Source organism: candidate division WOR-3 bacterium (assembly GCA_039802205.1).
Lineage (GTDB): Bacteria > Hydrothermota > Tepidihabitantia > SM23-42 > JAOAFX01 > JAOAFX01.
The window spans coordinates 21611-34683 of the sequence record JBDRWD010000002.1 but is presented as its reverse complement, the minus strand read 5'-3'; the positions used below and the strand labels follow the sequence as shown (position 1 = coordinate 34683).

The 13073-nt window shown below is 38.5% G+C and carries 9 protein-coding genes; 8 read left to right on the top strand and 1 reads right to left on the bottom strand.

What is annotated here, in order from left to right; all coding sequences use genetic code 11:
* Window positions 1-8: 8 nt before the first annotated feature.
* The 5 genes from carA (at window position 9) to ABIL39_00645 (ending at window position 7576) form a co-directional block, all read left to right on the top strand.
* A complete protein-coding gene (gene carA, locus ABIL39_00665) occupies window positions 9-1103 on the top strand; it encodes a glutamine-hydrolyzing carbamoyl-phosphate synthase small subunit (protein MEO0164635.1) in 1095 nt (364 codons plus the stop codon).
* Window positions 1081-4314 (top strand): carbamoyl-phosphate synthase large subunit, encoded by a 3234-nt coding sequence (gene carB / locus ABIL39_00660; GenBank protein ID MEO0164634.1) that lies wholly within the window; start codon window positions 1081-1083, stop codon window positions 4312-4314. Before carA ends, carB begins: the two co-directional genes overlap by 23 nt.
* A gap of 172 nt (window positions 4315-4486) precedes the next feature.
* Window positions 4487-6049 carry an AAA family ATPase gene (locus ABIL39_00655; protein MEO0164633.1) on the top strand — a complete coding sequence of 521 codons (1563 nt, stop codon included), beginning with the start codon at window positions 4487-4489 and terminating at the stop codon, window positions 6047-6049.
* Between the two features lie 239 nt (window positions 6050-6288).
* Entirely contained in the window at window positions 6289-7056 is a 768-nt protein-coding gene (locus tag ABIL39_00650; GenBank protein ID MEO0164632.1) for a hypothetical protein, read from the top strand.
* Window positions 7049-7576: an NTPase gene (locus tag ABIL39_00645; protein ID MEO0164631.1), complete on the top strand. Its 528-nt coding sequence runs from the start codon at window positions 7049-7051 to the stop codon at window positions 7574-7576. The genes ABIL39_00650 and ABIL39_00645 overlap by 8 nt, the downstream gene beginning before the upstream one ends.
* A gap of 56 nt (window positions 7577-7632) precedes the next feature.
* On the opposite strand, the gene ABIL39_00640 is transcribed toward ABIL39_00645, so the two are convergent.
* Entirely contained in the window at window positions 7633-7902 is a 270-nt protein-coding gene (locus tag ABIL39_00640) for an Hsp20/alpha crystallin family protein (protein ID MEO0164630.1), read from the bottom strand.
* A 189-nt stretch (window positions 7903-8091) separates the two neighbouring features.
* On the opposite strand from ABIL39_00640, the gene ABIL39_00635 reads away from it, so the two are divergent.
* From ABIL39_00635 to ABIL39_00625, 3 genes are all read left to right on the top strand, one after another.
* Window positions 8092-8841: a L,D-transpeptidase family protein gene (locus ABIL39_00635; protein MEO0164629.1), complete on the top strand. Its 750-nt coding sequence runs from the start codon at window positions 8092-8094 to the stop codon at window positions 8839-8841.
* A 317-nt stretch (window positions 8842-9158) separates the two neighbouring features.
* On the top strand, window positions 9159-10709 hold the full coding sequence (locus ABIL39_00630) for a DUF4139 domain-containing protein (GenBank protein ID MEO0164628.1): 1551 nt from the start codon (window positions 9159-9161) through the stop codon (window positions 10707-10709).
* 146 nt (window positions 10710-10855) lie between these two features.
* On the top strand, window positions 10856-12952 hold the full coding sequence (locus ABIL39_00625; GenBank protein MEO0164627.1) for a T9SS type A sorting domain-containing protein: 2097 nt from the start codon (window positions 10856-10858) through the stop codon (window positions 12950-12952).
* Window positions 12953-13073: the final 121 nt, after the last annotated feature.

Here is a 13073-nt window from a genome sequence, read left to right as displayed (position 1 = left end):
ATAGCCGGATGAAATTAGGAACTTTGATTCTTGAAGATGGGACTGTATTTCAGGGTAAAGGCTTGGGACCAAACAAAACCGTATATGGAGAGATTGTTTTTAATACTTCAATGACCGGCTATGAAGAGGCATTCACTGACCCTTCTTATGCTGGGCAAATTTTATTGTTAACCTATCCACTGATTGGCAACTACGGTTTTGACCATAGATTTCAGGAATCCGCTGCGGTTAAAATTCGTGGGCTTGTTATAAAAGAACCTGCTTTTTTTTCAACTAACAGAAGAAGGATTGATGATTATTTAATCCAGAATCATCTTCCTTGTATCTGGGACATTGATACTCGTGAGCTTACATTGAAACTTAGATATTACGGCACCATGAAAGCAATGCTTTCTGTTTCCACACGAAGGATCGATATAAAAAACCTTTTGACTCAGTTAATAAAAAAACCCCATCCTCATTCTGAAAATCTTGTGCATGAAGTTTCATGTCAGTCGGTGATATTTCATAAAGGAAAGAAGAATCATCGGATTGTGCTCATCGATTGCGGAGTTAAAAAGAGTATCTTGAATAATCTTCTCCGGTACGCATCAGTTTTTCAAGTGCCTTATAATATATCCCTTGAAGACATAAAAAAGTTAAACCCTGACGGGATTGTTGTATCCAACGGTCCTGGTGATCCCGCCCATCCCGCGCTACTTAACACAACGGTAAAGACTTTAAAGCAATTAATTGAAAATAAATATCCAATATTCGGCATCTGCTTAGGCCATCAGCTTATCGGCTTGGCTCTGGGGTTAAAGACCTATAAATTGACCTTTGGCCATCGGGGCTATAATCATCCAGTTAAGTTTTTGGAGACTAATCGCGTTTACATTACCGCCCAAAATCACGGCTATGCAATTTTAGGCGAAAACAAAAAATCGGATATGATTTTTGATTGGATAAATCTCAATGACGGCACGATTGAGGGGATGCGTCATCATCAACTTCCAATCTTTTCTGTTCAATTCCACCCTGAAGGTGCTCCTGGACCCCATGATACTTCTTTTCTCTTTGAGAGATTCTTTAAGCTAATCAATGCCCGGGCGCAGGGATATTAAACGAGTTTTAATAATTGGTTCCGGACCGATTATCATCGGTCAAGCCGCAGAATTTGATTTTTCCGGCTCTCAAGCCAGCCGGTCCTTACGCGAAGAAGGGTACGAAACGATAATTGTAAATTCAAATCCGGCAACGATTCAAACCGATCTTGAGACTGCCGACATTGTTTATATTGAACCTCTTACCCCTGAGGTCATTGCTCGAATAATCGAAAAAGAAAGACCACAGGGACTTTTGCCTGGTTTCGGCGGTCAGACTGGTTTGAATTTAGCCTATGAACTTGCACGTCAGGGCGTTCTGGAAAAATTTAAAGTGGAATTGCTCGGCTCTAATCTCCAGACGATAGAGATGGCTGAAAACCGTGAATATTTTTGTAACCTGATGAAGCAGATTGGCGAACCGATTCCATGCAGTTATGCCGTTCACAATTATGAAGAAGCGCGGACGGTAGTGAAAAATCTTAATTTTCCACTGTTAATCCGCCCAGCCTATACCCTTGGTGGCACCGGGAGCAGTGTGGTATACGATATTGATCAATTATATGATTCGGTTATTACTGGACTTAATCGTTCTCCAATCCATCAGGTCTTAATCGAAGAAAGTGTTCTGGGTTGGAAGGAATACGAATATGAAGTCATGCGAGATAATAACGATAATTGCATTATCATCTGCAGTATGGAGAACATTGATCCAATGGGAATACATACAGGCGAGAGTATCGTGGTTGCTCCCGCCCAGACCCTGACTGATAAGCAACATCAGATTTTACGGAATTCGGCGATAAAAATAATCAGGGCGTTAAAGATTGCTGGGGGATGTAATATTCAGTTTGCGGTGAATCCAAGGAAATGGGAATATCGGGTGATTGAAGTGAATCCACGGGTATCCCGTTCTTCAGCTCTCGCTTCTAAAGCCACTGGTTATCCTATTGCACGAGTGAGTGCTAAGATTGCAGTTGGGTTTAATCTTGATGAGATTCCCAACGCAATAACTAAAAAAACCACCGCCGCCTTTGAACCAGCACTGGACTATGTGGTGATCAAGATTCCGCGTTGGCCTTTTGATAAATTTCCCACGGTCGACCGGCGCATTGGCACTCAAATGAAGTCCACGGGTGAGGTGATGGCGATCGGTTCTACGATTGAAGAAGCGCTCCTCAAGGCACTTCGTTCTTTAGAGATTGATAAAGTTGGTCTGGAACCGGATGCCTGGAAGGAATACGAATTAATCAGAGAGTTACAGGAACCAACAGATCGTTTTATCTTCGCGGTGGCAGAAGCCCTACGTCGTGGTTATTCAAGGAAAAAAATTGCTTTTTTATCAAGAGTAGACGAATTCTTTATTGCCAAAATTGAAAATATTGTGAAAATGGAAAAAGCGATAAAGAAACACGGCATGGAGTCCTTGTGTCTTCTGCAGGCAAAGAAAATGGGTTTTAGTGATGAATACATAAGTAAAATTCTCAATTTAAGCCGAGAACAGGTCACGGAATTTCGTCTTCGGCAGAAGATATTGCCGAGTTATAACATTGTTGATACCTGCGCCGGTGAGTTTGAGGCATATACTCCCTACTATTATTCTACCTATTGGGCTGAAGCCAAAGCCAAAAAACGAAGAAAGAAAAACAAGAGGAATATTTTGATAATTGGTTCCGGACCAATTCGCATTGGGCAGGGGATAGAATTTGATTATTGTTGCGTCCATTCGGCACTGGCTCTAAAAGAAATAGGATATGAAGCAGTCATAATTAATAATAATCCCGAAACAGTCTCAACTGATTTTGATATTTCCACGAGATTATATTTTGAGCCCTTGAAGCTCGAAGATATTTTGCATGTAATATTGCGGGAAGATCCTTACGGAGTAATATTACAATTCGGTGGGCAAACATCGGTCAATTTAGCGATGCCATTGTTTCATGCTTTGAAAAAATATGGCTTAAAAACTAAAATTTTGGGTACTAGTCCACTCAGCATGCATCAGGCTGAAGATCGGGAGGCATTTTCCACAATTCTTCGCCAACTCAATCTCCTCCAGCCACCATTTGCTACCGGTTACAGTTTCGAAGACGTGCGAGAAATTGCAAAAAAGATTGGTTATCCCGTGCTCGTCCGCCCCAGTTATGTGTTAGGGGGGAGAGCGATGGAAATCATTTATGATGAACAGGAATTAGAAAAATATATCCGATTGGCAGTAAAAGTTTCGCCAGATCACCCAATTCTTGTTGATAAATATATTGCTAATGCCATCGAAGTAGATGTGGATGCCTTGTGTGATGGCGAAGATGTTTTTATCGCCGGCATCATGGAACATATCGAGCAAGCAGGGGTACACTCTGGGGATTCATACTGTGTGATGCCACCTCAAAATCTTCAAGAGGAAACCATCCGGGAGATAAAAAGAATTGTCCGGGATATCGCATTGGTGTTGAATACTGTGGGACTGATAAATATTCAGTTAGCCATTCAAAATGGCACAATATATGTCCTTGAGGCAAATCCCCGGGCATCAAGAACGGTTCCTTATGTCTCAAAAACTATTGGAATTCCTCTGGCGAAAATCGCCACCAAAATCATGCTCGGTTATAAAATTAAAGATTTAAATCTACCTAAAGATTTAAATTTAAATTTTGTTTCAGTAAAAGGTCCGGTATTTCCATTTCTCAAATTGCCGGGTGTTGATCCAATACTTGGTCCGGAGATGAAATCAACCGGTGAAGTGATGGCAGTCGATGAAACATTTGGTGCTGCATATTATAAGGCAATCCTCGCTGATAATAAGTTTGCCAAATCAGGAACTGTCTACATCACTGTACGCGATGAAGACAAAGAAGAAATAGTCAAGATTGCAAAGGCGTTGAAGGATCTGGGATTTAAAATTGTCGCCACCCGGGGAACTGCTCAATATCTTCAGGAAAAGGGTATCGAAGTTGAGACTGTTTATCGTATTAGTGAGCACAAATCGCCAAATGCCCTGGATTTGATGCGTCAGGGTAAGATCAACTTGATAATCAATACCCCAACAATGAATTATAGTGCCAAAAGGGATGGTTATACCATGCGCCGCCTCGCTGTGGAACTCAACATTCCGTTTATAACTGCTTTGAATTCTGCCTATGCCGAGATTGAAGCAATAAGATTTGCTTGTCAGGGTGAAATCAAGATCCGGGCAATTAATGAGTTTAAAAAAAGTATCTCTTATCAATTTTAAATGAATCTTAATTTTTAAATTGGTGTCTTTTAAGGGTCATTGGGGAATACCACACCTCAACTCTCATATCTTTCATTTTTGATTATCATTTAATTTTTAACTGCTTCAACCATCATTCTTTTAGTTTCTTGACCACCCCTACATTTTTTATATAATAATACAGAAAAAAGCCATGAGCAATTCAATTAACATCGAATTCAACGATGAGTTTAAAAAAGCATTAGCTTTGATGGAGAACACAGACAAAAATGTTTTTGTTACCGGTAAGGCAGGGACAGGTAAATCAACACTCTTAGAATATTTCCGTTCCATAACCAGTAAAAAGATTGTTGTTTTAGCTCCAACTGGTGTCGCAGCACTCAATGTCCAGGGTGAAACAATTCATTCATTTTTTGGCTTCAAACCCGATGTAACGATTAAAACGGTCAAAAAACTAAAACCGGAAGACGCCCGAATCTACAGGGAACTTGATGCCATAATCATCGACGAAATCTCTATGGTGCGTGCTGACTTGCTTGATTGTGTTGACCATTTTTTAAGGTTGAACGGTAAAGATTCAAATAAACCTTTTGGAGGGATTCAGATGATTTTTATCGGCGATTTATATCAATTACCGCCGGTTGTAACATCTAAAGAAAAGAAAATCTTCAGCGAATATTATAAAAGTGCCTATTTCTTTGATGCAAAAGTATTTAAGGATTTGCCTGTAGAATTTGTCGAACTGGAAAAGGTGTATCGCCAGAAGGATGCAAATTTTATTGAACTTTTGAATAGAATTAGAAACAATACGGTTACTGAAGAGGACATTAGACTTTTAAATACCCGGGTTGGTGCACAACTAAAAAAAGGAAAAAATGACTTTGTAGTATATCTCACAACACTTAATGAAGTGGCACACAGGATAAACGAAGAATGCCTCCAAAAGTTGCCTGGTAAGGTTTATCAATGGACTGCTGATATTGAGGGTGAGTTTGATAAAAATTCTTTTCCAACCGATTATATCTTGACGATAAAACCCGGTGCCCAGGTGATGATGTTAAATAACGATTCTATGGGCAGGTGGGTTAATGGATCTATCGGTAGGGTTTTGAATGTTCGCTATAGTAAAAAGGAGGGGTGTGATACAATAGCGGTTCAGCTTCAGGATGATAATATTGAATATGTTACACCATTTACTTGGGAGATTTTCCATTTTTATTATAATGAGAATACAAAGACGATTGAATCAGAAACAGTCGGCAAGTTCACCCAATATCCATTAAAACTTGCCTGGGCGGTGACGATTCATAAGAGTCAGGGAAAGACATTTGATAAGGTGATAATTGATTTAGGTCGGGGAACATTTGCGGGTGGACAGGTCTATGTGGCATTGAGCAGGTGCACATCATTTGAAGGAATAAGTCTGTCAAAACCGATTAAAAAAGGACATATATTTACCGACTGGAAGATTGTAAAATTTTTGACGAACTTCCAGTATAAATTATCAGAAAGGGAGATATCCCTTGAGAAAAAAATTGAAATTATAGAAAATGCAATTGCCAGAGGGGCTTTACTTGAGATTGTATATTTAAAACCCAATGACGAAAAGAGCAAGAGGATAATCCAGCCCTATGAAGTTGGTGAATTTGATTTTCAGAATAAGAAATTTTTGGGAGTAAGGGCATATTGTGAAAAAAGAAAAGAAGAGAGAACCTTCCGCATCGACCGAATTCTAAGTTTAAAAACAATATGTTGATATTACAAGAACCAATATGCGAGTTATTCTCATTCTTGCAATATTCGATTAACCTTCTGAAATTAGCGAGCAATTGTCTAAGATTATTTCGCTTTTGCAAAAAGTGAAATAGATAAAAAATGACGGTCCAGGTGATGAGATTTATTTTGAATCGATATATGGGTGGCATAGATGTCACTGCAGAGTTCATAAGGTATTTTTGCATTGACTTTCTGAAGGATGATAAATATAATTTGTTGATGTTGCTGAAAATTTTTATCAAAGAATTTATTGGTATCGCATTTTTATGTAATATGTTTTTTACAACATTTCTCTTTGCCACTGACACTGAAGAATGCTATTTCAATTCAGCATATTTCAATGCCACATATATCAATAATTATGGTGGCGATGAACGTGCAGAAAATTTTGTTAAAGATGCAATAAAAGTTACAAATGTTGTCATTAGACTTGATAGTTTGATTAAAAGTAATGTGCGACGGGGTTTAATTAAAAATTACCTGCAGTATAAATTGATAGATAATTATGCAGGAAATTTTAGGATACCTAAGGAGTCATATATAAAGAATGGCAAAGAAATTCATTTACGGCTTACAGATTCAATTGCGGTTAATAAGATTTTGAAAGATTTATGGGGAATAAAGGATTATACAATCAGCCCAAATGTTACCGCCGGTATCTGGTTATTTTCACTCCATATAGGGGTGTGCAAAACAAAAAATGGAATACTCGCACTTATTGAAGGTTTAGATATAAATTATGACCGCCCTGATGAGGAATTTTTATGGCTTAAGGTTGAAGGTGGATTATATTCACCGATGTCATTCTACCAGTATGAAAAAGATGGTTTTTATCATGGTTATACCGGGCTGTATTTAACAAAGAATAGTGTTATGAGGGCAAAGAAACTTATTGAAAAGAGGTATGGCATAAAGACGGCGGTTACGAGCCACTATATAACCCCTTCGGTTCTTAAAAAATATGTGATTTATACGCATAATGAATGAAATAAAGAATTTTCTGCTAACTGGTCTGCCTGGGGTGGGGAAGACGACGATTATAAAAAAGGTTGTAGAAAGGTATAAAGATAAGTGTGCGGGATTTTATACTGAAGAGATAAGAGAAAATAATACAAGGGTTGGATTTAAATTGATTACATTAAGCGGAAATAGTTGTATAATGGCGCATAAGGATATAAAAAGCTCTTATAAGGTGGGTAAGTATGGCGTAGACCTGAAGTGCATTGATTATATCGGTGTTGATGCAATAAAGAAAGCAATCGTAGAAAATAAGATTGTAATAATTGATGAAATTGGTAAGATGGAACTCTATTCCCATAAATTTAGAGATGTAGTAATTGAGACTCTCAATTCAAAATGTCCTGTGCTGGCGACGATTCTATACTCATCCAATCCATTCTGCGACAGAATCAAAGAAAGGAAGGATACAAAAATTTTTGAAGTAACATTGGCAAATCGGGATACCTTGCCTGAGCAGATAATTGAATTATTGATACAGAGAGATTAAATCTGCCTTAATCTTTCTTTTTGAGAGGGGATAGTAGGGGGGGGTTAAAAAATATTCTACTCCTGCGCCGGAATTGTTATTCGCAAAATATCATTTTCGTATATAGCCTTACTCAATGCTTTTTTCAAACGCATTGATAAAAAGATATATTTGCAATAATCCACTTCATCACTTTCTGCCCTGATTAAGATTGCATCCGTTTTAACCTTAACACAAATTTTATCTTTTTCAGCACCGGGGAGAACGACTTGAACTATGAGCATATACGCTTCAGGGTCAAGATATGTGCAAACTTGTGGTTCAATTCTTTGCTTAATGGCTGGCATAAAATCTCCTATAATTATATAAGGCAATAATCGTGCCTGATTTTTCAAAAATTTGTCTTGAAATATCATAAATTTAGATTAACATATGCACAAAAATAGGTAAAAGATTACATATATTGTGCAAAAATACAATTTTGGGCTTGCTTTCTGGTTGACTTTATGCATCTTTTAAATAGAATAACTAATAAGATGAAATTACCAACAAAGCGTTTTTCTGTTGTCCCCTTGATGATTGTTATCCTTACAGGCGATCTAATATTGCAACCGCGCAATCAAGACCGGGTTAATGCTGCAAGGGAGAAACATCAATCACAGATTGATTTGCTCTTTGATAGTCTGGGTGTAGAATATCCGCCGGAGAAGGTCTTGATTACCGCATATAAAAAAGAACAAATTCTTCAATTGTGGGTGGAATCAAAAGACCGGGCAGAATTTTTGAAGGCGAGGGAATACAAATTTACTGCATTTAGTGGAAAACTCGGTCCGAAAAGAAAAAGGGGGGACTTGCAGATTCCAGAAGGTTTTTATCATATCACCCGTTTCAATCCGAGGTCACAATTTCATTTATCGCTGCGAATAAATTACCCGAATGCTTCGGATAAGATTCTGGGTAGCAGAAGAGACCCTGGTGGTGATATTTTAATTCATGGTGAGGCGGTGACGATTGGATGCATTCCCATAGGTAATGAGGCGATAGAAGAATTGTACCTGATATGCCTTGATACGAAAAATCAGGGGCAGAATAAGATTATGGTTTATATTTTCCCCTGTCAGATGGATAGTTTAAATATGGATTCGCTCAAGATGATTGCAGGAGAAGATACGGGCTTATGGTCTTTCTGGCAGAATTTAAAACAGGGTTATGATATTTTTATGAAGAATAAGCAGATTCTTAAATTTCATGTGAATGATAAAGGAAAATATCTGTATGATTTATGAATTTAATGTAGGGCGAACCTTCAGGTTTGCAGATTTTTGCAAGGCTAAAGCCTTGCCCTCCATTTTCACCCATATCGCAGGGAGCTCCCATGCGAATTATTGCGCAGAGCGAGATGTCCCTTGTGGAGAAGATAAAGACCGCGGAATATACTACTGGAAGGTTACAATCAACCAGGTGAAACATTCAAGATAAGGAGCTCATTCTCAGTTGAGGCACCGGAGACGGCAAATGTTGAAGAAATGCTTTATTAAAAAAAGACACCTTGAGTCTTTTTGAGCCATTCTACCATTTTATTTAATATAAACAGGGAGGTTTTATGCCAGAAATAGAAATTTTTCCAAAGATTGATACAGTCATAGTTTATCCTGACCGTGTTCAGGTAATAAGAACCTGTGAAGTCAATTTAAATGAAAGTTCTGATATTTTAATTCCAAATCTTCCCGGTTCTCTTGATGATGAATCAGTGAGGATAAAGGCAAAGGGCATAAAAGTGGGTGAAGTCCAGGTAAAGCCTGGATATACAAAAGAACTGGCTCCAAATGTAAAGAAAATTGAAGATAGGATTAAAGAAATCTCAATAGAAGACAGAGCCCTTGCTGATGAGACCGTTGTCCTGCAGGAAAAAGCGAAGTATCTCAGCACAATCTCGGTGAGCAGCCCCCAGACCATTTCAAAAGAACTCTTTACCGGAAGTATTTCACCTGACGCCTGGCGTGCAGGATTGAATTTTATTGGTGAAGAACTTTTCAATGTCAAAAAGAGAATTGCCGAAATAGAGCGCAAAAGGATTGAACTCAGAGAGAAAATGGAAGAGTTGAAAAGGGAAATGAACGACATGCAGGCAGTATCCCAGAATAAAAAGACCATTATTTTTGATGCCTATCCGCAATCAAAAGGTAAAGGACAGATAGAAATCAGTTATGTAGTATATGGTGCAAACTGGTATACTTACTATGAAGTAAGGGCTAATCCTTCTGAATCAAAGATTGAACTTTCTTATTTTGCCAAGATTGAACAGAGAACAGGGGAAGACTGGGATAATGCTCAGATAATTTTATCAACCGCACAGCCGTCTATTGGTGGGGTTGCACCAGAACCACAACCCTGGTATATAACCATTTATGTGCCAAGACCGGCGGTAGCAAAGGCAAAAAGGGCAATGCCTCCAGAGTCTGCTGAAGCATTGGCATCTGCACCAGCAATGGACCAAAAGGTTGAATACGAACCAGCACCTCCGGTAGAAACTGGAATTGCTGTTAGATATCCCTTACCCGGCAAATATATGATTAGAAGTGGTGAACAGGCGAAAAAAGTAAAAATCTGCGATGCTCTACTGGATGCAGAATTTGAATATTTTATTATCCCAAGAATCACAGAGCTCGCATATTTGAAAGGGGAAGCGAAGAATACAACTGCCTATCTATTTTTGAGTGGCGAAGGAAACACCTATGTTGGTGATGATTTGACCGGTAAGGTTTATCTTGATACAATCGCACCGAACGAGAAAATAGTATTCTCTTTTGGTGTTGACGAACATCTAAAAGTGGAAAGGAAACAGAAAAAATCACACATTGAAAAGACTGGGCTTGTGAAGAAGGCTCTTAAATATGAATTTGCCTATGAAAATATTGTGAAAAATTTCCATAAAAAACCTGTTAAATATACACTCATTGACCAATTACCAGTTCCACAGAGTCCAGAATTGAAGATTCAGGATGTGAAATTTGAACCTGAACCTTCTGAACAGGAGAAGGACCTTGGTATCTATTACTGGAAAGGTGAATTGGGACCAGAAAAAGAGTTAAAAATAGAAGTTTCTTTTGTAGTAGAATCACCCGAAGGTGTGAGGATAGAAGGATTAGTGTGAAAGGGTGAAGAAGGAAGAAAAGGGGTGAAGATGGGAGAATAAGGGTAAAGAAGGGTGAAGAGGAGATAATAAGATTGATTTGATATGGATGCTTGACTTGTAAAATATTTTGAATAAAATTTTTTACATTAGAGCAGGGAGGTTTTATGAATTTTATCTGTCTATGTTTTTTTGCTTTTTTTCAAACAATCGGGAGTGGGGATAATTCTATCTTTGCCTATGACTCATCAAATGTTAGATTCATTGGAAACTGGCCCTTTGGTCCTTCAAATGCAGTGGCAATAGACCAAGCGCGAAATCTTGTGTTTATGGGTTCAGGCGGGGGAATAAGTATTTTGAATGTAGCAAACCCTTCAGCTCCAGTTGAAGTCTCACAAATTAAATCAAGGGGTTTTGTTGAAGGTTTATTTTATCTCAATAACCGATTATACATTGCAGGTGGGAAATATGGATTGGAGATATGGGATGTGACCACGCCGAGTTCACCTGCTAAGTTAGGGTCAATCATTACACCAGGAAGGGCAAAGGATGTTTATGTATACGGCAATTATGCCTATGTTGCAGACTGGACAAACGGTATCAGAATTGTCAATGTCTCAACTCCTTCCAATCCTATTGAGGTTGGCTACTGGGACCAGGACCAGGGACTTGCAATGGCAGTTGTAGTTGCAGGTAGTTATGCGTATATTGCAGACTATGATATGGGTGGATTGATTATACTCAATATTGCTGATCCGTCAAATCCATATCAGGTTGGAAGTTATGATACACCGGGTATTGCCTGGGATGTTTTTGTTTCTGGTGTCTATGCATATATTGCTGATATGGTGGCAGGATTTTTGATTCTCAATGTTTCTGACCCGTCAAATCCATACTATGTTGGTTCGTGTTTTCCTTCGGGTTGGTGTATGGGTGTCTGGGTATCTGGTAATTATGCATATCTGGCAAATTTTGATGCCGGGATGAGAATCATAAATATAAGCAATCCTGCATCTCCTTATGAAGTTGGTTATTATAATACTCCGGGAAATTCATACGAGGTCGTTCAATATGGTAATTATGCCTATGTGGCAGATGATTATGGCGGATTAAGAATAGTTAATGTATCAACACCGAATAACCCTTACGAAGTAAGTTATTTCAATCCCTTAAACTATGCGCGCAAGGTCTTTGTGAGTGGTTCTTATGCTTATATTGCTGATGATTACGCAGGACTGCAAATAATCAATATCTCTAATCCCAATAATCCATCAAGGGCAGGATACCTTGATACACCCGGAATTTCCTGGGATGTGTTTGTGAACAATAATATTGCCTATGTTGCTGATTATACATCAATGAGGATAATAAATGTGTCTCTGCCATCAAACCCGATTGAACTCGGTTCCTGGCCAAGTCCGGGTATTGCATTGAGTGTCTTTGTATCAGGCAATTATGCCTATGTTGCAGACTGGAATATGGGTCTAAGAATTATCAATGTCTCAACGCCATCTAACCCAATTGAGGTAGGTGTCTGTATGCCACCGAGTTGGGCAAAGGATGTATTCGTTGTAGGGAATTATGCTTATGTGGCAGATACATCAATGGGTTTAGTGATAATAAATGTTTCAAATCCATATGCACCTTCAATAGTCGGTGTCTGCGATATACCCGGTTATGCCTGGGGTGTATATGTATCAGGTAATTATGCCTATGTCCTTGATTGGTATCAAGGATTGAGAATCATTGATATCTCTATTCCCAGCAATCCCCAGCAGGTAGGTTTCTGCAGTCTAACCGGTTTTAATGAAGATATTTTTGTTTCAGGTGGCTATGCTTACATTGCCGGCTACCAAACTGGTTTGAGAATAGTTGATGTAACGATTCCGACAAATCCTTTTGAAGTTGGTTATTATATTACTCCTGACTTGGCATACGGAGTATATGTATCGGGCAATAACACTTATATCGCTGATTATGGTGCAGGGTTGCAGGTTTATCAAGGTCCACTTGTAGGAATTCAAGAAACGGAAAAGAAACAAATTTGTTCTAATACACTGATATATCCAAATCCAGTTGTTTGTTCATTCAAAGTAGATTTTCCAGAAGGTATAGAAACTTTAGAAATCTACGATGCGTCAGGTAGATATCGTGGCATCTGTAGACCTACCAATGGAGTGATTTATTTGCCCAGCGCACTTAAATCCGGTGTTTATTTTTTGAAAGGTGGCGATTTCACGATAAGGCTCGTAAAAGTGAAATGAATTCAATTTAAAAGACTTATGGTAACGAGAAAAAGTAAAAATAATTTTAATAGGATAAGGCTTAATAGCTCCCTGATTAAATCAAGGGAATGTTGGGGTACCACTTATGGTACATAAAAAT

Excerpts from the sequence above, each read along its gene's own strand:
- carA (MEO0164635.1), top strand. The coding sequence starts at position 9 with ATGAAATTAGGAACTTTGATTCTTGAAGATGGGACTGTATTTCAGGGT.
- ABIL39_00650 (MEO0164632.1), top strand. The coding sequence starts at position 6,289 with ATGTTGCTGAAAATTTTTATCAAAGAATTTATTGGTATCGCATTTTTA.
- ABIL39_00625 (MEO0164627.1), top strand. The coding sequence starts at position 10,856 with ATGAATTTTATCTGTCTATGTTTTTTTGCTTTTTTTCAAACAATCGGG.
- ABIL39_00645 (MEO0164631.1), top strand. The coding sequence starts at position 7,049 with ATGAATGAAATAAAGAATTTTCTGCTAACTGGTCTGCCTGGGGTGGGG.
- carB (MEO0164634.1), top strand. The coding sequence starts at position 1,081 with ATGCCCGGGCGCAGGGATATTAAACGAGTTTTAATAATTGGTTCCGGA.
- ABIL39_00655 (MEO0164633.1), top strand. The coding sequence starts at position 4,487 with ATGAGCAATTCAATTAACATCGAATTCAACGATGAGTTTAAAAAAGCA.
- ABIL39_00640 (MEO0164630.1), bottom strand. The coding sequence starts at position 7,902 with ATGCCAGCCATTAAGCAAAGAATTGAACCACAAGTTTGCACATATCTT.
- ABIL39_00630 (MEO0164628.1), top strand. The coding sequence starts at position 9,159 with ATGCCAGAAATAGAAATTTTTCCAAAGATTGATACAGTCATAGTTTAT.
- ABIL39_00635 (MEO0164629.1), top strand. The coding sequence starts at position 8,092 with ATGAAATTACCAACAAAGCGTTTTTCTGTTGTCCCCTTGATGATTGTT.